General features: G+C 46.2%; 21 protein-coding genes and 1 tRNA gene. 1 reads left to right on the plus strand and 21 read right to left on the minus strand.

Going from position 1 to position 21,333, the window contains the following annotated elements; translation table 11 throughout:
- Positions 1–363 precede the first annotated feature (363 nt).
- The 8 genes from LPA26_RS05830 to LPA26_RS05865 form a co-directional block, all read right to left on the minus strand.
- Positions 364–1,005, minus strand: a complete 642-nt coding sequence (locus tag LPA26_RS05830; RefSeq protein WP_229007650.1) for a Crp/Fnr family transcriptional regulator — start codon at positions 1,003–1,005, stop codon at positions 364–366.
- 272 nt (positions 1,006–1,277) lie between these two features.
- Entirely contained in the window at positions 1,278–2,027 is a 750-nt protein-coding gene (locus LPA26_RS05835) for a Crp/Fnr family transcriptional regulator (protein WP_055826050.1), read from the minus strand.
- 283 nt (positions 2,028–2,310) lie between these two features.
- Complete coding sequence (locus LPA26_RS05840) at positions 2,311–2,964, minus strand: PEP-CTERM sorting domain-containing protein (RefSeq protein ID WP_229007651.1); 654 nt, start codon at positions 2,962–2,964, stop codon at positions 2,311–2,313.
- A gap of 537 nt (positions 2,965–3,501) precedes the next feature.
- On the minus strand, positions 3,502–4,632 hold the full coding sequence (locus tag LPA26_RS05845) for a beta-glucosidase (RefSeq protein ID WP_229007652.1): 1,131 nt from the start codon (positions 4,630–4,632) through the stop codon (positions 3,502–3,504).
- A 1-nt stretch (position 4,633) separates the two neighbouring features.
- Positions 4,634–5,785, minus strand: coding sequence for a UDP-galactopyranose mutase (gene glf / locus LPA26_RS05850; RefSeq protein ID WP_229007653.1), 1,152 nt, complete (start codon positions 5,783–5,785; stop codon positions 4,634–4,636).
- Entirely contained in the window at positions 5,785–7,038 is a 1,254-nt protein-coding gene (locus LPA26_RS05855; protein ID WP_229007654.1) for a glycosyltransferase family 1 protein, read from the minus strand. The genes glf and LPA26_RS05855 overlap by 1 nt, the downstream gene beginning before the upstream one ends.
- A gap of 415 nt (positions 7,039–7,453) precedes the next feature.
- On the minus strand, positions 7,454–9,850 hold the full coding sequence (locus tag LPA26_RS05860; RefSeq protein WP_229007655.1) for a catalase: 2,397 nt from the start codon (positions 9,848–9,850) through the stop codon (positions 7,454–7,456).
- A 157-nt stretch (positions 9,851–10,007) separates the two neighbouring features.
- Positions 10,008–10,445: a hypothetical protein gene (locus LPA26_RS05865; RefSeq protein WP_229007656.1), complete on the minus strand. Its 438-nt coding sequence runs from the start codon at positions 10,443–10,445 to the stop codon at positions 10,008–10,010.
- Positions 10,446–10,755: 310 nt separating this feature from the next.
- Here LPA26_RS05865 and LPA26_RS05870 point away from each other — a divergent pair, with 310 nt between their 5' ends.
- The gene (locus tag LPA26_RS05870) at positions 10,756–11,166 is read left to right on the plus strand and encodes a hypothetical protein (RefSeq protein ID WP_229007657.1); all 411 of its coding nucleotides are present in this window, start codon (positions 10,756–10,758) and stop codon (positions 11,164–11,166) included.
- A gap of 271 nt (positions 11,167–11,437) precedes the next feature.
- Here the strand turns inward: LPA26_RS05870 and LPA26_RS05875 are convergent, their stop codons facing one another.
- From LPA26_RS05875 to thrS, 13 genes are all read right to left on the minus strand, one after another.
- The gene (locus LPA26_RS05875) at positions 11,438–11,728 is read right to left on the minus strand and encodes a hypothetical protein (protein WP_229007658.1); all 291 of its coding nucleotides are present in this window, start codon (positions 11,726–11,728) and stop codon (positions 11,438–11,440) included.
- Between the two features lie 69 nt (positions 11,729–11,797).
- Positions 11,798–12,022: a DUF4224 domain-containing protein gene (locus tag LPA26_RS14345; RefSeq protein WP_370634329.1), complete on the minus strand. Its 225-nt coding sequence runs from the start codon at positions 12,020–12,022 to the stop codon at positions 11,798–11,800.
- Positions 12,023–12,100: 78 nt separating this feature from the next.
- Positions 12,101–13,204, minus strand: coding sequence for a tyrosine-type recombinase/integrase (locus LPA26_RS05880; protein WP_229007659.1), 1,104 nt, complete (start codon positions 13,202–13,204; stop codon positions 12,101–12,103).
- Positions 13,201–13,320 (minus strand): Arm DNA-binding domain-containing protein, encoded by a 120-nt coding sequence (locus LPA26_RS05885; protein WP_229007660.1) that lies wholly within the window; start codon positions 13,318–13,320, stop codon positions 13,201–13,203. The genes LPA26_RS05880 and LPA26_RS05885 overlap by 4 nt, the downstream gene beginning before the upstream one ends.
- A gap of 165 nt (positions 13,321–13,485) precedes the next feature.
- Positions 13,486–13,562, minus strand: a tRNA-Pro gene (locus tag LPA26_RS05890).
- A 105-nt stretch (positions 13,563–13,667) separates the two neighbouring features.
- Positions 13,668–14,090 (minus strand): MerR family transcriptional regulator, encoded by a 423-nt coding sequence (locus LPA26_RS05895; protein ID WP_229007661.1) that lies wholly within the window; start codon positions 14,088–14,090, stop codon positions 13,668–13,670.
- 14 nt (positions 14,091–14,104) lie between these two features.
- Positions 14,105–14,419 carry an integration host factor subunit alpha gene (locus LPA26_RS05900; RefSeq protein WP_229007662.1) on the minus strand — a complete coding sequence of 105 codons (315 nt, stop codon included), beginning with the start codon at positions 14,417–14,419 and terminating at the stop codon, positions 14,105–14,107.
- Positions 14,420–14,509: 90 nt separating this feature from the next.
- Positions 14,510–16,858, minus strand: coding sequence for a phenylalanine--tRNA ligase subunit beta (gene pheT, locus LPA26_RS05905; protein ID WP_229007663.1), 2,349 nt, complete (start codon positions 16,856–16,858; stop codon positions 14,510–14,512).
- A 45-nt stretch (positions 16,859–16,903) separates the two neighbouring features.
- Positions 16,904–17,905 carry a phenylalanine--tRNA ligase subunit alpha gene (gene pheS / locus LPA26_RS05910; protein ID WP_229007664.1) on the minus strand — a complete coding sequence of 334 codons (1,002 nt, stop codon included), beginning with the start codon at positions 17,903–17,905 and terminating at the stop codon, positions 16,904–16,906.
- 82 nt (positions 17,906–17,987) lie between these two features.
- Positions 17,988–18,347: a 50S ribosomal protein L20 gene (rplT, locus tag LPA26_RS05915; RefSeq protein WP_055826068.1), complete on the minus strand. Its 360-nt coding sequence runs from the start codon at positions 18,345–18,347 to the stop codon at positions 17,988–17,990.
- Positions 18,348–18,357: 10 nt separating this feature from the next.
- A complete protein-coding gene (gene rpmI, locus LPA26_RS05920; protein WP_019881750.1) occupies positions 18,358–18,555 on the minus strand; it encodes a 50S ribosomal protein L35 in 198 nt (65 codons plus the stop codon).
- Positions 18,556–18,656: 101 nt separating this feature from the next.
- Positions 18,657–19,235: a translation initiation factor IF-3 gene (infC, locus tag LPA26_RS05925; RefSeq protein WP_200936971.1), complete on the minus strand. Its 579-nt coding sequence runs from the start codon at positions 19,233–19,235 to the stop codon at positions 18,657–18,659.
- Positions 19,236–19,282: 47 nt separating this feature from the next.
- The gene (gene thrS, locus LPA26_RS05930; RefSeq protein WP_229007665.1) at positions 19,283–21,205 is read right to left on the minus strand and encodes a threonine--tRNA ligase; all 1,923 of its coding nucleotides are present in this window, start codon (positions 21,203–21,205) and stop codon (positions 19,283–19,285) included.
- Positions 21,206–21,333 lie beyond the last annotated feature (128 nt).

Raw genomic sequence — 21,333 nt, forward strand, 5'->3', positions numbered from 1 at the left:
TCGCACCGGCACCGGCTAGAAGAACCGCCTTAGAAATGTGCATGCGACTCACCTTTAGAGAATGACCCTCATGCATTGGTGGAATTTGAATCCGGTGAGTGTGCTGATCTGATAAATGCGATTTCGCCATGATCAATCTCCACAAATAGTATTACAGAGTGTTACATTGCTCACTAAAGAATTCAGTCTGATAACGTACACAATCGACACACATTCACAGCAACTCCCCAATCTCAACTCGATTGATTATTGTTTGGATAATCAACTTTCCCGATGCAAACTTTAAGACGATTTTTCAGAAAAAGTGCCGATGCCACTGGAAAATATTCAAGGCTGATTTACTGCTATTCTAAAACTGCTGTTTTAATGAGCAATCATTGTGGACTCATACGTTTGCTTATCCATCTCATAGCAATAACATGCTTTTTGCAGCAATGCCATCGGGTTCAATATCTCAATGTGACCCCGGCTGTAATGTACGATTTTAGCTTGCTGTAATTTACTGGCGATATTGTTAATGCCTGCCCGGCGCACTCCCAACAAGGTCGCCAGTAACTTCTGGGTGATGGTAAGCGTCGATGTCTGCAGCCGGTCACTATAGGCGAGCAGCAATCGAGCCAGCCGTTGCTGTACGTTATGCAGTCCATTACACGCAGCAGCCTGCGCATGTTGCGCATTCAATACTGCAATATACCGATCCAGACAGATACCGAAGTTTTTGTTGCTCAACTTGAGGGCATACAAATGCTCTACAGAAATGCGCAGTGCCGTCCCTTGCGCAAGCACGATGGCAGAATACGGTACAAACTGAACACCAAGTGCTGGCGCGATATCTAACATTCCCTCATTACCAATCAAGGCAATAGCTAATGGCTTATCCAGCGCGTGCTGCAGGATTAAAGCAATGACTCCGCAAGTTGGAAAATAGATGTATTCAATGGCAATGCCAGGTGCATTGAGTTGTTGTCCTAGCGTAAGCTCTACCCATACGCCATACTTTACCAATCGATTTTGGCAACGACGATCTAGTTGGTTTATTAGCCTGTTCCAAGTAAGCACGTGTTCCATTCAACAAAAATAACATCTATGCAATGTTACGTATGTTCGTTTACACACATGCGGAGCATCCCTTCCCGCTTTAGGCATGCTTATCTGCTAGACAGTCTCGGGATCTTTAAAGAAAGATGGCTTGGATGAAACCTTACCTAGCTTATGTTATGAGGCTTGTATCGGGCTATTACTGGCAAAAGCATAAGGAGATGGCAGCTTGAATCAAGCTAAATCGTATCGGCTTTTTGATGATGATTTCTTTGCATATCCGGGAGTAGTCGATCAAATTCTGTTTTAACTACCTGATAGCACTCGCATACTGCCTTTTCCAGCTTGGGTCGGTCCAGTACGCGTATGTGCCCACGTGAATACTCTATCATGCCGGCACGTTGCAGCCTGCCCGCTGCCTCAGTCACCCCTTCACGTCGTACACCCAGCATATTGGCCATTAACTCCTGTGTCATATGAAGATCATTTGCAGATAACCTGTCCAGGCTCAGTAATAACCAACGACACAATTGCTGTTCAATCGAATGATGGCGGTTACATACGGCAGTTTGGGTCATTTGAGTAATTAAGGCCTGTGTGTAGCGCAATAGTAAATGCATCATCGCGCCTCCACGGCTAAATTCAAGTTTTAACAGGCTGGCCCGCATTCTATAACCATGGCCTGAACTTTGTACCACAGCACGGCTGGGCGTCGTTTCACCACCCATGAACAATGAAATCCCTAACACTCCTTCATTACCTACGACTGCAATTTCCGCGGATGCCCCGCTTTCCAGGACATACAATAAAGACACGATAGAAGTAGTGGGAAAATACACATGCTGGAGCTGACCACCAGACTCGTACAGCGTATGCCCCAAGGGCATAGCGACATACTCAAGCATGGGTTCAATTCGGAGATAATCGGATTCTGGCAGCGCCTTCAACAAGTGGTTTTGTTGTGGTTGTGGAGTGGGTTTGCTAACCATATTCCGCCTTTAGCTGAAAGTTACATGATAGTACACCTTACTTATCTATTATGTGCGTATGTGCGATAGCGTACATTAGGATTCTTGCATGATGTACAGCGTTGACCTGCCCAAAGCTAACTACATAGATAGTGATGCCATGATCACACTTTGACCAAGTCTCTCCCAAGCAACATTCTGGTTTAACTCACGCGCAATCCACACGGAAAAGAGTATAAAAAAGCGCCATGCGAATGGCGCTTTTTTATTTATTATAACATCTCAATCCAATGTGATTTCCTTACTAACCTTTCCTGGTGCGACGTGCACCAATCAAGCCAATCAAGCCCAATCCTGAAAGAACCATCAGGCCGGTTGAAGCTTCCGGTACGGCAGCAGCTGAAGCAAATCCTTCAGCATTTGAACCGATCCCATTTGATATAACAAAGTTTCCTGGTTGATAGTTTGTGGCATTGGTACGGATAATCTGGATGTAACTGGTTGTCCCAGGTTGAATATCGCCCGTCACCACCGGTACAAAATTAAATCCGATGACACCGGCGTTTGAGCGGTCTGCGTTATCAGAAAACTCACTGCCATTTGCGAAGATCCCGAAACCAGTTCCAGTCTGATACACATCAACGACACTCGCGCCCAGGCTACTAAAATCAAATCCCGCAAAGCGGTGAACGCCATTCTGGGAGCTGTCTTCATTGGTGAACTGATAGTAAAAGTCAAAACCTGTGGCGGTTTGATATACGGCAGAACGGGCGGTACCGTTGTAACTGATATTACTGATGGCCGTGATAGCACTATCAATCAAAGTGCCACCAAAACCGCTGGCTACGATATCTACGCTAGTAGCCGAAGAATTCGACACGAGTACGGTGGCATGGGCACTACTCATTACACCTGCCATAGCAAGGGTAAGGACTAAAATTTTCATTTTCAAATGCATGTCGAGCTCCTTAAGGGGAAGGGATAGCGCAATAAATCAGGTGAACTCTTGCGCTGATATGCATCATTACTGATTGCAAACTTGAGTGCTGTACGCTAGAACACTTATCAAAAAAGAGTTCTGGCGTTGGTTGTTTTTCTGCCTAATCCAGTGCAAAAGCAATGAAGACCATCTGGATAAAATTGCCGCTTGAGCTTGGATAAACAGGGTTTATTTTGGTTGATGTTGAGTGATCTTATGCCTGCCCCTGTGTTCGATAGCGTACAGACACTAATTCAATAACATCTCAATATATGACTTATAAATGTGCTGCAGTTGCCAGAAGATAAAATCAATTGCAGATGACTTTTAGAAACGTAACTTGTGCTTGTTTAACAGGTGATGAGTCTGTACCACTTAACTCTTTCCCTATGGCTATCCCCTCCATAAGAAAAGGGAAATCCCGCTTTGGCGGGATTTTTTTGCTAGATACGCATTGAAAGATTACAAACCTGTAATGCGCGAAACCGCACACAGGAGAGAAGCCAGGCCAGGTTGTTAATTAACGGTAGTGGCAATGACTGGCTTGATTTGCCAATCATGCAAAATGTCTGCCAGTGGCGTATATACTGGTCTTTGACCCGTATTATCAGCATAGCCTAGCAACCCTGCCGGGCAATGCCGGTTATCATCCCAACCTGGATAATCCACCACAGGATAGAGACAGACGCCATCGATCGGAATTCCGGATATTTGCGCTTTAGCCACTTCATTAAAAATATAGCTTGCCCAGGCTGTGCGGTTTTCTCCTTCAGCACCCGTTTCCGCCACCAGCATGCGCCGTCCATAGCGCAAATAGACTTCAGCCAGCATGTCGTACAAAGGCCGGTAAGCCGGCGATGTGGGAGACACTTTTTCACCTCCGATATACCACTGGTTATTACTGTAATAATTCAGACCGACAATATCCAGATATTTAGGATCGCCGCCTAAGCCAGGCCATGCTTCACCAATCAGCATATCTAACGCTTCAAATTGCGCTTGTCGATAAGCTTCAGCCTGGCCTTTATCTCTTGGTCGGTCAATTCTGGGTAATACGTTAATCAACGGCTCAGCGGTGATGAAACGTGCACGAGGGTCTACCTCCCGTAAAGCCTCAATCGCAGCGATGGTAGCCCGCACGAGTTGATGTTTTAGCTCAAGCGCGCGTCCCTTGGCTAAAGGATTAAAAAAGGCGACTTCTCCACCGGCCCAGGCCCAAAACGACATTTCGTTGACTGGGCAAAATAGCGGGATAGTATCTGTCTCATTTTTAATCACGCGTGCCGCTTCAGCAGCAAACCGCGAAAACCGTTTCACAAATTCTGGACGCCAGATGTTCAATCCATCCGGGATGCCATAGTGACTCAGATCCCAGACAACCTGAACTTGAGCGTGATGGGCAGCCTTCACCAGTGGTAAAAAACTTGACCAATCATATTCACCTGGCCGGGTTTCAATCAAATGCCATCGCAGGCCATCACGTATGGTTTTAAGCCCATGCGCACTGAGTGCCATGTAATCCTCAAGTGCCCACCTGTCATGCCTGGTGGAAGCAATCAGGTCCAGACGTCGCCCATCTCTTCTACGATGTGTCGAACATTCAAACCCGCCCATGAAAAAACTGTTGAAACTTTCTGAAGGTTGCAACTTAGGTCTCTTTAAGCGCAGTAGCCATGACAAGCGCCGAATCAGCCTCCACCGTTACTAATCGCTGGTAAGTTGCCAATGCCTGACCCACCACCTGGTCCATGTTGTAATACTTGTAAGTGGCCAGACGCCCGACAAAAGTTACTTCCGGGGTTGCCTCTGCCAACGCTTGATATTCTTTATACAAAGCTGCATTTTGCAGTCGCGGGATAGGATAGTAAGGATCTCCCTCTGCCTGCGGAACTTCATAAGTCAATGCTGTTTTGTCATGTACTTGCCCGGTGAGGTATTTATATTCCGTGATACGCGTATGCTTGATCTGTTCATCCGGATAATTCACCACAGCCACGGACTGGAACTGGGGTTTATCAACTGTCACATGCCGGAATTCAAGCGAGCGGTATGGCAACTTACCAAAGCAATAATCAAAATATTCATCAATAGGCCCGGTAAAAATCAAATGCCCATACTTGATGGTATTTTTGACGACGCGGTAATCCACATTTAGGAGTGTTTTAATATTGGGATGGTCCACCATCTTTTTAAACATGGCGGTATAGCCGTGCAGTGGCATTTGCTGGAATTCATCCTGGAAATAGCGGTCATCATCATTCGTTCGTGTAGGCACACGCGAAGTCACCGATTTATCCAACTCAGAAGGATCAAGCCCCCATTGTTTTTTAGTGTAACCGCGGAAGAATTTTTCGTATAACTCTGTGCCAATCTGGTTGATGACTACATCTTCTGACGTTTTAATGTCCGTCACAGGTTCGGCGCGCGCTGCCAGGAATTTCTCGGCCTGTTTAGCATCCATGTTCAAACCATACAACTTGTTCAGTGTTGTTAAATTAATGGGGATGGGCAGCAACTGGCCATCCACATCTGCCAGCACGCGATGCTCATACGCGCGCCATTCTGTAAAGCGCGATAAATAGTCCAGGATACGTTGCGAGTTGGTATGAAAAATATGCGGGCCATACTGATGAATCAGGATGCCATCATGATTGAAATAATCATAAGCATTGCCGCCAATATGCGGGCGTCGATCAATCAGAAGCACACTTTTGTTAGAATCAGACGCCAACCGTTCCGCCAGCACGCTACCGGCAAAACCGGCTCCTACAATCAAGTAGTCGAACTCTAATTCAGCCATTAACTGCTCCCTAACAATACCGGACTTGTTTGCGATACTTTAGAGAGAAAAGCATTGGCTGGACTGATCTGCAGCTTATCTTCCATCTGCAAATACATTTTTTGCCAGGTTTTATCCCATGACATGCCACGCAAAATGCTGTCAGCTTTTGCAGAAATAACAGCAGGATTTTCCATCGCTTCGAGCGCCATCTCGATTGAATCAATGAATGCCTGGCTGTCTGCGGCAATGAGCACCAGCTCACTTTCACCATACATGCGAACCACATCATGAATAGGGGTGGAAACCACTGGCCGTCCGCCTGCCAGGTATTCCGGCGTTTTGGTAGGGCTAATGAACCGAGTGGATTGATTAATGGCAAATGGCATTAATGCCACCTTCCAACCACTTAAATATACCGGCAACTCATCATACGTTTTTGGCCCCAGGTAATGGATATTCGGCAGTCTTGGCAGCGTTTCCGGGTTTATCTTTACAATCGGCCCAATCATTACCAACTGCCAATCCGGGCGCGCGGTAGCAATCTCCCGAATGAGCGCAACATCAATCCGCTCATCAATCACGCCATAAAAACCGATTTTTGGTCCAGCTATATTGGCCTGATCGACAGGCTGTTCATTCACGAGTCTTGCCTTGCCAAAATGCACGGTATCAACGCTACTTGGAATGGGATGCACATTCTGGTGTTGCTTGCGTTTCGTGTCATAGAGGCTGTAGCCACCGGTAAACACGATGTCAGCTTTTTTGAATAAAGCCTTCTCATAACCGAGCAACTCAGGTGGTGCCCCAAGAAAAGCAGAAAGTTCATCCATGCAATCGTAAACAACCAGCGACGCATTAATATGATCAGTAAACGACAGGCTCATCGGCGTGTAATACCACAATATCGGATCAACGTCGGCAATCATCAGATAGTGATCGAGTAAACTCCTGAGTAAATCCGTGCCGCCAGTCGTACCTATCTCTCGGGCAGGAATATGCGGGATCAGTACGCGAACATCCTCATGTGCCATTTTCACTTCCAGCCAGGCAGTTTCGCCTTCACTGGCAATCGGTTCTTCAAAAAACAACACCTGGAACATCTTGGAGAAGCGGCTCATCAGATGCTGCGGTCTCTGGTACACAAAATCCCAGCGCAAATGTGATAAACATAACAATGCAGGTTTGGAATTACCTGGCAAAGCGAATAGTCCCTGACTGTTGTGTGCCGCATGCGGCTTGATATTTTTAACTTCAAAAGGCGACCGACTCATCAACTGCTCCTCATTAAATTTTTAGACCTTGCTTAACTCCTTTGTAGCTTAAGGGTTTGGCAGACCAAACAAAATCGGCCTTTGAATTATTCTCATGTAGGAGGATATTAAGGATTAAGACGGGTGCAGTTAAACAGGCTCTTTTATTTCACAGATATAACAACAACATGAAGTATTAAGCGGGTTAGCGTACAGTGAAGAGCTGGAAATTATGATCTGTTTTTAGATGTGAGGCCTACGTAAATTACTTTTATTGCACGCCATCATGGCTAAAAGATAGCCTTTGATATTCAAAAAAATCACCCGTGAAACACAAAAAATATAGCCAGCCCGTAAGGCTGGCTATATTCAGATTGAAGCAATTAACTAAGAAAAACTTTAAAGATTTTTGAGTATTTAAGCGTTTAAAAACAGATTAGACCAGCGGCGGGTCTGTTTCACGAGAGTGATCGCGCGGTTTACCCAGTGCAGTGATAAATGCTTCAATATTGTCATAAGCGTCATCATCCGCGATAAACAGGCTTGGATCAGGGTTACCATCTGATAAAACTTCCTCAATGCCTGCTTTTTGCAATAAGCTTCTTGCCGTATTAGGAACCAGAATAGGTTTGCAATGACGGTATTGATTTTGCAGGAATTCACAGGTGTGGGCATTGAGTGCCAAATTGGCCACCGACTGCTCACCCTCGGCGATTACCATCCCATCAAACAGCACGCCAGGCATGGTTTCCAAGGTCGCTTCAACATGAATAGTCTTTCCTTCTGCGGTTTCCAGCTTGCCTAGTTTAGTGCTCAATATACGCGGTACCCCGCCTTGGGCAAGGATGGCATCATACAAGGCATTGACGTTGGCTCCATTCACACCATGCGAAGCCAGGATGGCTACACGTTTGGTTTTAATAGTGCCATCACCTGGATAGAAGGTTTCTGACAAAGCTGGTGAGGCATCCAATACGGGAAACGAAATATCGCTGGCCAAAGGCGCGGCAGCAGGCAAATCAATGCCCAAGCCATCAGCCACTTCCTGAGCCAATGTCTCATCCACATTCACTAACAGGGATACGACCCGTTCGCGTATGGCAGGCACCTGTATGCGGGTGAGCTCGAACCTGAAGGCATTGATAATGTGCTGCTTTTCAATTTCCGACTGGCTAATCCAGAAAAGCGTTGCTTGAGAATAATGGTCAGCAAACTTTTCAGGCTTGCCGCGCACTTTATCCTCCGCGACAGGTTCCGGAAAGCTGGTGAATCCCTGCATACCCCCCTGGAATGGGCAACCACCGCCTAAGGAGTTTGGTTCATAAGCCACACGGCCGCGTGGAATATTCTGTCTATGCATGCCGTCGCGCTGATTGTTATGAACTTCTTCTAGCGGCGCATTGATAGGGATTTCATGGAAATTGACACCGCCTAGTCTGGAAATTTGCGTATCCAGATAAGAATGAATGCGGCCCTGTAACAATGGGTCATTAGTGAAATCTATACCTGGAATAATATGTGCAGTACAGAAAGCAACCTGTTCGGTTTCTGCGAAAAAATTATCCGGATTACGGTTCAGCACTAATTTTCCAACTGCAACCAGCGGCACCAACTCAACCGGAATCAGTTTGGTCGCATCCAGCACATCAAAGTCAAATTTATCGGCTTCTGCTTCAGTGAATATTTGCAGGCCAAGCTCCCACTCAGGATAAGCACCCGCTTCAATCGCTTCCCACAAATCACGGCGATGAAAGTCTGGATCTGCGCCACTGATCTTCACCGCTTCATCCCAGGCTAACGAATGCGTACCTGCCACTGGCGTCCAATGGAACTTGCAGAAAACCGATTCATTATTTTCGTTAATCAAACGGAAGGTGTGTACGCCAAAGCCTTGCATCGTGCGATAGCTACGAGGAATCGCCCTATCCGACATTTGCCAAAGCAGCATATGGGTTGATTCAGGCATCAGGGAAACAAAATCCCAATAAGTGTCATGTGCGGAAGAAGCTTGCGGCATGGCGTGGTGCGGTTCAGGTTTCACCGCGTGGACCAGATCAGGAAATTTCATCGCATCCTGAATAAAGAACACCGGAATATTATTCCCCACCAGATCCCAGTTGCCTGAGTCAGTATAAAACTTAACGGCAAACCCGCGTACGTCCCTGGCTGTATCACTTGAACCGCGCTCACCAGCCACTGTAGAGAATCTGACAAACACCGGCGTTTGTTTGCCCGCCTCATTAAAAGGCGAAGCTTTGGTATATTCGGATAAAGGCTGGTAATTCTCAAAATAACCGTGTGCTGCAGAACCACGCGCATGCACTACGCGCTCCGGGATACGCTCATGGTCAAAATGTGTAAGCTTTTCACGTAGGATAAAATCTTCCATCGCGGTCGGACCACGCAGTCCAATTTTAAGAGAGCTTTGATTATCACCAACAGCAACGCCTTGGTTGGTTGTGAGTGTCTGGCCAGCCGAATCAGAACGAACACGATCCAAATCGCCTTTTTGCAGATTCTCACCATCTGGCGGACCTTCACCAGTCTTTTCATTGGTATTCAGCTCACTGACGGTGCTGGCGCCGACTATTGCGTCTGGCGCTTCTGAAGTTGTACCTGAGAAAGGACAACGTGAAGCTTCACCGTATTCAGAGGATTTTGTGGCATTGTGGGGAAAAGATGTTGAAAGCTCATCCGACCCTACAAATTTATCTACTAATTTGGTAGGCACTGAATTATCCAAAGCTGAGTCCGGCGGCTCATGGGTAGAAGGTCCAGATACAGTTGATAAAACGGAACCTAATCCAATTTGAGTCTTCGGTGCTTTAGCCATGATATTTATTCCAATTTAATTGATAAGGAGCATGGATTATCGAAACTTAAATGGAATGCGGTTATAAGTGCCTCCTTATTTTGATGTAGGAAGATCGTTTCTTTTTGCTCACATAAAAAACCCGCGTAATGCGGGTTTGTTTTCATTGACCTAATAATTACTGAATATAGCCCTTGATCTCATCTTCTTTCCTTACAGGCCTGGTGAAATCCAGCTTCATCGCGGAAGGATTAGCTTGCCAGTTTGGCGTTGAGAAAGCACGTAAACAGGTTAGTGCATTTGGGATATTGCCACTACTGTCTTGCTTACAGATATCAATGGCAGCCACCATGCACCGCGCGCCATTCTCAAAACCCGATCTAATCTTGTCCACACACACCGACTCGCCTATCAACGGGCTTACTGAGGGGTCATCCATCTTAAGCTTGATTGAATCATAAGCATTTAACTTAGAAGTCACACATTCGTTAAAGCGTGGAATATTTCCTGCATTCCTAAAGTCATGGCAAGTATTCAATTCTTTGGATAACAGGAGCCTGGACGACTTATAGAACCAGGCGTTTTTTTCTGCATGGGCTGCAAGTACGCAAGTCATTAAAGTTATTGCCAATATAAGCGTTTTCATAGTTGAATTAAATGGTTGGCTTAAAGTGTGAACGTATTAAAGGCCATTCAGTTTACATCATGGATACAGCCAAAAATGACTCACTTCAGACTGCATATAGCTAGAATCTCTAACTTTGAACGATCAAGTGAATATCTCGAAGATCTAAATTTTAGATAATCACCGAATCTCCTGAGTCAAACAATACACTGATATATCTACACCCAAATACCCCCATCTATTAAATGTCACCATCCCAAACAAATCGTCATTACAATTAAGCAAGTAAAGAACGAGGTCTATGATGATAAGAGTATTGATTTCTCTGGTTGCTTTAGGAATAACATCATGCGCACACCAGCAATCTATCACCACAACAAATACTTACGAAAAGGCAATGCCGTTTTCTAAAGCTGAAATAAAAAAAGTTGAAGCGAATCAAGAGGGTATATGTGCTAAATATTCTGCCAAATCAAACATCCGGATAAAACGCATGAAAGCAATCAATGCCTCCATGGATGAGCAAGGCTTAACGCAAAAGCAGAAAAATGAAAGGTATGATTATTTAATGTCACACCTTAATGACGGCTTGGAAGACTCTGAACAATGGAAAGATAAGTGTGATGCTTTGAATAAAAAGCTTGATGAAATGTATAAAGCAAATCAAATAGCTGGTGATAAATACTTGGAACAACGAACACGTAAATACTAAAAGCGGTTACTGCTTTTAATAGGGGCGAGGAATTCTGATTATCAAACCTTACACACTCGGACGAACAACAAGTTTTCAGCCGCATTTGATTAGGGATTCAGAGCCGTTTTGAATAAAATGGAACACTTAATTTAATAAGTCTCGATTGGTCGGACGGAGGGATTAGAACTTAGCCTTCCAAGCCTTTATTTATAAAGATAGCTGGCATTGAATCTTTGAAGTTACCCCCAAAGTTACCCCACTTTAGTAAAAGTGACCATCTAAAGCATCGTTAATCAAACATTCTCACAAAAACCATCAATAAGGTTACTATCCATACAGATACAAAAACAAGAAAAAGAAACCGATGATCTTTATCAACAAATTTAGTTTTATTAATAAAAACCTTTGGACTCACAAAAAATCTCCCAAATACCCTTCTATTGAAGTCGAAAAAATACGCGCTAACTGCAACGCAATGAAGTAGTCCTAACACGGGCTCATATACTGCGCCGGCAATAGCAACAATGCCTAAAACACTAAAAGCTCCAAAAATAAGAACATTTGCTATAAGTCTTTCCATAACATCCTCTATAAATAACCCTTCCAGCCCTATTTTGCATCACGCCTATCAAACTTAATATCTACAGACTTACGCACGTACAGCATCCCAATTAATCTTGTCATCAACGGGCTTTATGCTTTGCGAGGTAGCCTTTAGCCCTAAAACCTTCTCCACATGAGCCCTTAGTACCACAACGCTACCGTCTGGGCGGCTTTTATGCTCAATGCCCATATGATTTAATGAGCGAGCCTGGGCATCTGATCGTTTATTACCTGTCAACGGCTGTGCTGGTGAAGTTGTCGAAGATTGCACCAGCGTGGCCGCTATGCCTGGTTAACCCTCAAGGCTGGGCTTATTACAAAAATCGTTTCTAGCTCCTTTCTGTGTGCCCTATGCTTGCTTAAACGGCAATACCTTTGCCCCAGCCTGTGCCATATCTAATTGATCGCTCCACCATTGCGCAATCTCTTCCCGCTCTTTAGCGTACAGTGCCTTGTTATAAGTCGCGCTGATTTCGTTGCTGTCTTTGTGTTGTAAAAACGCATCAATGGCCTCTTTACGGAATAACCCGCTTTCATTTGCCTGAGTACTGAAAAAGTGCCGGCAGCCATGAGGGACAATGTGATAGTCGGTGAATGTGGTACGCAGTGCTTGCCTGATTGTTGCTTCACTCAACGGCTTGTAGGTGCGTGTAGATAGAAATAAAAACTCACTGTGCCCGGTGTATTGTTTTAATTCATTGAGCCTTTGCATAACCTGCTTGGATAAAGGCACTACGTGGGCTTTGGTCATGTGCTTACGTGTTTTGGAGCGCTCTAATGGCAAGGTCCATAAAGCATTATCAAAATCAAACTCATCCCATCTGGCCATACGTAGTTCACTGGGCCTTTGCGCAATGTGCAAGGTGAGATACACACAGGCCTGCACTTCGAAGTTGCCACCATACTCGGTCAGGTTGCGTAACAGCTTGCCAGCATCAGCCATGTTCTGCAGGTGTGGCATGTTCTGCGCCATGTGCTCATGGAGCCTGTCGTCTTTCTGGGTGATCGGGTTTAAGTCGATAAGGCCATCATTCACGGCAAAGTCAAAGATGCTTTTAATCATGCGTCTGGTCTCATGCATGATGCGTAATGCCCCTCTGGCTTGCATGATAAACAAGCAGGCCTGGATATCTTTATATCGGAGGTCTTTTATGGAGTGCTTGCCAACGCGATTAAAGATATTGCCTTTTAATGCGCCCTCCATTTTTCTTAATGTGTTGGGTGCTAATGTACGCGCTTTGATTTGCAGCCAATCAGTGGCCACCTTCTCAAAAGTTAATTCAGCATCAGTAATGCTTTGCTGTTTTTCGCGCTGTCTCTCAAGGCTGGGATCTTGACCAGCTGCGAGAAGCTTTTTGGCTTCGTCACGCTTTTGTCTTGCTTGCTGGAGGGATGTCTCAGGATAGGTACCCAGTGAAAGTAACTTCTCTTTTTCACTCAGGCGATACTTCAAGCGCCACCATTTACCCCGTTAGGGTTCACGATCACAAACAAACCTTTTTCATCGTAAAGCTTGAATGGCTTATCGGCCGGCTTTGCATTGCGTAAAGCGGTATCTGTCAGTGCCATTTTGGGGTAACTCCCGCAGGGGTAAGTTGTGTTACCCCATAAGTTACCCCAATTAAGGATTAGATGTCAATCAACGTCTTGATACGTTAAAAGACAACTTAATGGCTTAAATACGTTATTTAAAAGGGATTTTGATACTGATTGATACGGTGTGAAATGTTTGATTGGTCGGGACGGAGTGATTCGAACACTCGACCCCTTGCACCCCATGCAAGTGCGCTACCAGGCTGCGCTACGCCCCGACATTTGAGTTCAAGCGGGAACCCGCCTGAAAAGAACGCTGAATTATAAAACAAAACAGCATATTCGCTAAGCAGAATATGCGGTTTTGTGTGTCTGGAAGCTAGTCAGGCAGCGACTTTGAGCAGCTTTATTACCTGCTGTAACTGCTCTTTTAAAGCCAAAATATCTACAGTCGGCAATTTTGAAGCTTCAGCTGAAATTGCAGTTGCATTCTGGTTTGCGGACTCTGTTGCCAAGCGTCCGGCCTTTTCTGCTTTTTCATCCACGCCATCTAACCGATTGCGGGCACCACTGATAGTAAAGCCTTGCTCGTAAAGCAGTTCACGAATCTTGCGGATAAGCAAAACTTCATGATGCTGGTAGTAGCGACGGTTGCCGCGACGTTTAACAGGTTTGAGCTGGGTGAATTCTTGTTCCCAGTAACGCAATACGTGTGGCTTTACACCGCACAATTCGCTGACTTCACCAATGGTAAAGTAGCGTTTGGCGGGGATAGGCGGTAGCGTGATTTTTTGCGTTTCGACCATGTGTAAATGCTAAATTAAGCTTGTGCTTGCAAAGGTTGTTCTGAGTAGTGTTCTTCTACCCGCAATTTTAATTTTTGACTGGCATGGAAAGTCACCACGCGACGTGCCGAAATTGGTATTTCTTCGCCTGTTTTCGGGTTACGGCCAGGACGTTCTGATTTAGTGCGCAACTCAAAATTACCGAAACCGGAGAGTTTTACGCTGTCTCCATTTTCCAGTGCATTACGAACTTCTTCAAAAAACGCTTCGACCATATCTTTGGCTTCACGCTTATTTAGTCCGACTTGTTCAAACAACAAATCAGCCAAGTCAGCTTTTGTGAGTGTCATTAACGATCCCCTGAACCTTCTTATTATGTGAGATTACGCTAGTATTGAATTAACTGATATTCCTCGACTCACCGAGGAATATCCGAATAATTATCTTAGTACTGCAGAAAAATTCGATGACCAATTTTTTAGGATTTGTGACAAGATTGTGTCCACTTCCTCATCGACCATAGTCTTGGCAGTATCTTGCATAAGTACAAGAAATGCAAGGCTTTTTTTGTTTTCTGGCACGCCTTTACCCTGATAAACATCAAACAATTTGACCGTTTGCAACTGCGGAATTTGCTCTGCAATTATGGCTTCTATCATTGCTTGCGCAGAGATATTTTGATCAACCACCATGGCTAAATCGCGACGCACCGGCAAGAATTTACTTACCTCTTGGTACACTGGAACTTGTTTGGTATGGATGGCAGCCACATCTATCTCAAACAGGAAACAAGCCTGGGTAAGTTGATATTGCTGTTGCCATTGCGGATGCAATTTTCCCAGCCAGCCTACGGCTTTATCACCCAGGTAAATACGTGCTGACTGACCAGGATGCAGTGCCGGATGTAATTCGGAAACGAAACGTACCGTGTTCGCGGATAATGCTTCAACATGTGCTTTGGCATCGTAAAAATCGAACTGGCGCGCTGTACTGCCCCATTGTTCTGGCAACACATTGCCATAACATACCCCTGATAACACAAGTGTCTCCGTATAGCCTTGAGCCTGGCGCACATAGCGACTGCCAAGCTCAAACAACATCGCACGCGATTGCTGACGGTTGAGGTTATAACTCAAGGTATCGAGCAAGCCGCCCCACAAACCAGAGCGCATCACGCTCAGATTGCTGGCGATAGGATTTTTCAAGGCAATAGGTTGGTGGTTAGCATATAAATCACGCTCCCAGGCGGCATCGACAAAACTATAGGTGATGACTTCCTGATAGCCTTGTTGCACCATCACGTCACGCAAACGGTCGTGACTACGCTTAGCTTCAGGCGCTGCCAGCATGCCTTGAGACGCGACTGGCGTTAATGCCGGGATATGCTCGTAACCATGCAACCGGGCAACTTCTTCAATCAGGTCTTCTTCACGCGCAATATCAAAGCGGAAACTAGGCGCGCTCACCTTGAACACCCCATTCGATTCGCTGAACACAAAGCCTAACTGGGTGAGCAATTGGCCGACCTGCGCTGCGCTGATCTTAATGCCAAGTACCGAAATCAAACGCTCGTAACGTAAAGTCACCTGTTTACGCTCTGGCAGTTGAGCAGTCGCAGAAGTGATAGGCCCAGCGCTGCCACCACAGATTTCCAGCACCAGTGCTGTCGCGCGTTCTAGCGCTTGTGAAGTATTGCCGAAATCCACGCCGCGCTCAAAACGGTAGGATGAGTCTGTGCTCAAGCCCAGACGGCGAGCTTTACCAGCCAAAGTATCCGGCGTAAAGAAGGCGCTTTCAAGGAATATGGAATGTGTCTTATCTGTCACTGAAGTAGGTTTGCCACCCATAATCCCTGCCAGTGCCACTGCACCATTACTATCGGCGATGACGAGGTCATCGGCTTTCAGGGTTACTTCAGTATCATTAAGTAGGGATAATTTTTCACCCGCTCGTGAAAAACGAACCTGGATATCGCCTTGCAGCAGATTCAGGTCAAACGCATGCAGTGGCTGGCCCAGCTCAAGCAATACGTAATTGGTGATATCAACCAAGGCGCTGATACTTCGGATACCGCTACGCTCCAGCCTGCGAATCATCCAGTCCGGCGTTGGAGCCTGTGCATTCACACCTTCAACCACCCTGCCGTAATACGCTGGGCAGGCTTCGCTGGCGGTGACATTAACAGCCTTGCTTTGGTTACTGTTGACGACAGCAGCCTGGATGGCAGGCACTTTAATCGGCGCGCCTGTCATGGCTACGACATCTCGTGCGATGCCGAGAATGCTGAGGCAGTCAGCACGGTTAGGCGTTAATTTCAATGTGTAAGTATGATCATTGAGGTCAAGATATTCACGGATATCCTGCCCGACTGGCGCATCGGTAGGCAGTTCGAGCAGGCCGCTGGCTTCGGCAGCAATGCCCAGCTCCTTGGCTGAACACATCATGCCGAATGACTCCATACCGCGCACTTTAGCCTGTTTAATACTGATACCAGGTAATTCTGCACCGACTAATGCACAAGGCGCTTTCAGGCCGGCACGTGCATTAGATGCGCCGCACACAATTTGCAGCACTTCTCCACCGACGTTGACTTTACAGACCTGCAAGCGGTCAGCATCCGGATGCTTAGCCGTTTCAAGGATTTCTGCCACCACTATGCGCTGAAAAGCAGGCGCAACCGCGGTTAACTCTTCGACTTCAAGGCCCGCCATCGTCAATGCATGACCAAGTTGCGCAGTATCCAGCGCTGGGTTGACCATGGAGCGTAACCATTGTTCTGAAAACTGCATATTCTTATTTATACCTATCTGATGAGGTTTAAAAGTGACGAGCGTTTATTTAATAAACTGCTGCAAAAAGCGAAGGTCATTATTAAAGAAATGACGCAAATCATTTACCCCGTAGCGCAACATAGCCAGGCGCTCTACGCCCAGGCCAAACGCGAAGCCACGGTATTTTTCACTATCGATATTGACGTGCTTGAGTACTTCCGGGTGCACCATGCCGCAACCACCGATTTCCAGCCAGCCGCCATTCCAGCTCATATCCATTTCGGCAGATGGCTCGGTGAACGGGAAGAATGAGGGACGGAAACGCACTGTGAGGTCATCGCGCTCAAAGAATTTCTGCAAGAAATCCTGTACCACGCCTTTGAGGTTTGCAAAACTGATCTGCTCATCTACCCACAGACCTTCCACCTGGTGGAACATAGGTGAATGGGTGGCATCGGAGTCGACACGATACACGCGACCAGGTGCAATAATCTTCAGCGGCGGCGTGTTGGTTTCCATGTAATGCACTTGCACTGGTGAGGTATGCGTACGCAACACGTGCTCCATACTGTCAGTGCCGTTATCTACGTAAAACGTATCGTGCATGGCACGCGCTGGATGATTATCAGGAATGTTCAGGGCGGTGAAATTATAAAAATCAGTTTCAATTTCAGGGCCGTTGGCAACACTGAAACCGATAGAATGAAACAGTTCTTCTACCCGGCGTAACGTCAGCGTAACGGGGTGCAAACCACCTGCAGACTGCGCTCTTGCCGGTAAGGTTACATCAATGCTCTCACTCGCCAGCTGCTTGGCTTGTTCTGCAGCCAGAATGCTGTCGCGGCGTGCATTGAGTGCCTGCTCAACCGCTTGTTTAACCACATTAATCGCGGCTCCAGCTGCCGGACGTTCTTCCGCAGAAAGTTTACCCAAGCCTTTGAGGGCTTCAGTCAACGCGCCAGACTTACCCAGATATTTGGCTTTGGCGTTTTCCAGGGCTGGCACATCATGACAGTTAGCAAAGTCTTGCTGCGCTTCTTCGATTAAGGGGGTGAGATCGGCCATAATTATGTTTTCTTGCGATTATTTTTGTTGCAGCAATTGAAATAAAAAAAGAGGCCGCAGCCTCTTTTTTCGTTAGGTCAGACTAGGCGCTTAAACCTGTTTTTGCCAATTCTACGAATTTAGCGAAAGCAGCTTTATCAAACACAGCCAGGTCAGCCAATACTTTACGGTCAACTTCAACCGCAGCTTTTTTCAAGCCATTCATGAAGCGACTGTATGTCAAACCAGCTTCACGGGCTGCAGCGTTGATACGTGCAATCCATAATGTACGGAATTGACGTTTTTTCTGACGACGGTCACGGTATGCATATTGACCGGCTTTCATCACCGCCTGTTTGGCAACGCGGTAAACGTTCTTACGACGACCACGGTAACCTTTTGCTGCTTTTAAAACTTTCTTGTGTCTTGCGCGGGCTATGACGCCACGTTTTACTCTAGGCATGTCGGTCTCCTTATTGTGTTGGCATCATTGCGCGAACGCGTTTGACATCAGTTGCAGAAATAATGGAAGTACCGCGCAGCTTACGTTTTTGCTTGGTTGTTTTCTTGGTCAGGATGTGGCGTAAGTGAGAGTGCGTACGCTTCACTTTACCGTTACCCAAGAACTTGAAGCGCTTTTTGGCGCTGCTCTTTGTTTTCATCTTTGGCATTTTGGTCTCCTTAGAGGTTGAATAGAGAGTAACTAGGCAGCCAATTTAGCCGTATTACTCCAAAAAAACTTTTTTATTGCTTTAGCTTGCTGGCGTGAAAATTATTCAACGCCTGGGGTTTCTTTATCAGCAGGTTTATCTGCTTTTTTGGCGACCGGAACGACTTTTTTAGCCGGTGCCAGTACCATGACCATTTGCCGGCCTTCCATTTTAGGATATTGCTCAACCAATGCATGTTCTGTTAAATCTGCTTCAAGGCGTTTTAACAACGCCAAACCAAATTCCTGGTGCGTAATCTCACGACCACGGAAGCGTAAAGTAATCTTCGCTTTATCACCATCACCTAAAAAGCGGATGATATTACGCAGCTTGATGTTGTAATCGCCATCATCGGTGCCGGGCCTGAACTTGACCTCTTTAATTTGCACCTGTTTTTGTTTTAGTTTTTGCTCATGCAGACGTTTGCTCTCGGCGTATTTGAATTTACCATAATCCATCAAACGGCACACTGGTGGTGCTGCATTTGGTGCAATTTCAACAATATCAATATCAGCTTCTTCCGCTTTGGCAAAGGCCTCTCTCAGAGTCATCACACCTAACGGCTCGCCATCTACACCAACTAAACGCACTTGTGGCGCAGTAATATCGCCATTGATGCGTGTATCTTTATCTTGAGCTATAACAATCCCCTAAACAAATAAACAAAGCCGCACAGCACCTGAGAAAATCAGACCTTGCTTTGGATGTCTTGTTGCACACGCGCTACAAACGCGTCTACCGTCATCACACCCAGATCTTCACCTTTTCTGGTACGTACGGCCACTTGACCATTTTGCATTTCCTTGTCGCCTACCACAATCAGGTATGGCAACTTCTGCAAACTATGTTCGCGTATTTTATAGGTAATCTTCTCATTTCTCAAGTCAAAATCGCATCGAATGCCATTTTTCTTCAAACTTTCAACCACTTGGCGCACATAATCGGCTTGACCATCAGAAATATTCAATACCATGACCTGCACCGGGGCCAACCATGTGGGCATGGCACCAGCAAAGTTCTCAATCAAAATACCCAGGAAACGCTCCATGGAACCGACAATCGCGCGATGCAACATAATCGGGCGCTGACGGGAATTATCTTCTGCCACATACTCTGCACCCAGGCGTTCCGGCAGGTTCGGGTCAAGCTGGATGGTGCCGCATTGCCACATCCTGCCCAATGAATCTTTAAGTGTGAACTCGATTTTAGGGCCATAAAATGCACCTTCGCCGGGCTGATATTCAAACTCAAGCCCATTAGCTTTAATCGCATTTGCCAATGCGGTTTCAGCCATATCCCACGCTTCTTCAGTACCCACGCGCTTTTCAGGACGGGTAGACAGCTTGACAATCACGTCATCAAAACCAAAGTCTTTATAGACTTCGTATAGCATCTTGATAAAGTCGGCCACTTCGGCCTCGACTTGCGATTCCATACAGAAAATGTGGGCATCATCCTGGGTAAAGCCGCGCACGCGCATCAAGCCATGCAAGGAACCGGAAGGTTCGTTACGATGACAGGAGCCAAATTCAGCCAGACGCAACGGCAAATCGCGATAACTATGCAGACTACTGTTGAAAATTTGAATATGACCAGGACAGTTCATCGGTTTCACTGCGTAATCGCGGCTTTCCGACTGGGTGATAAACATATTGTCACGGTAATTTTGCCAGTGACCGGATTTTTCCCACAGGGTCTTATCCAATACTGTCGGCGTGCGCACTTCCTGGTAATCATATTCTTTGAATTTGGCGCGCATATACTGCTCGACTTCTTGCCAAATCACCCAGCCACGAGGATGCCAGAACACCATACCAGGGGCATCTTCCTGCATATGGTAGAAATCAAGCTGTTTGCCTAACTTGCGGTGGTCTCGCTTCTCGGCTTCTTCCAGCATATGCAGATAAGCTTCCAGCTCATCCTTATTGCGCCAGGCAGTACCATAGACACGCTGCAACATCTCGTTGTTACTATCGCCACGCCAGTAAGCGCCAGCCAGCTTCATCAACTTGAATGCTTTTAATTTGCCGGTATTTGGTACGTGTGGTCCACGGCACAAGTCGGTAAACCCGCCTTCTGAATACAGTGAAACATCCTCATTACTGGGGATGCTGGCAATGATTTCTGCTTTGTAATGTTCGTTAATGCTTTTGAAATAAGCGACCGCTTCATCGCGCGGCAATACCGTGCGCTCGACTTTTTCGTCCTTTTTAGCCAGCTCAACCATTTTCTTTTCAATGGCTACCAAATCGTCCGGTGTGAACGGGCGCTTATAGCTAAAGTCATAGTAAAAGCCGTTTTCAATCACAGGACCTATGGTGACCTGCGCATCAGGAAATAATTCTTTGACGGCATAAGCCAATAAGTGAGCGGTGGAATGACGGATCACCTCCAGGCCCTCTTCATTTTTATCAGTGATAATTGCGAGATCCACGTCCTGCTCGATCAGGTAACTGGTATCTACCAGTTTAGCCTCTTGCCCTGGATGCGTGACTTTGCCTGCCAAAGCGGCTTTCGCCAGCCCAGCACCAATATTCATCGCAACATCAGCCACGGTCACCGAATTCTCAAAGCTTCTGGCGGACCCATCAGGCAAGCGTATTACAGGCATGTATTCTCTCTCGAAAGGTTAAAATCACTAATAAAACAAGCGCATGGCACTGCTTTGTGACCAAACGAACATTATCGCACAGCGCGTGAAAAGTCTGCAACGGAACTGCTCACCAAAGTTGAAGCAGT

The organism is Methylophilus sp. Leaf408 (assembly GCF_916856905.1).
Taxonomy (GTDB): Bacteria; Pseudomonadota; Gammaproteobacteria; order Burkholderiales; family Methylophilaceae; genus Methylophilus.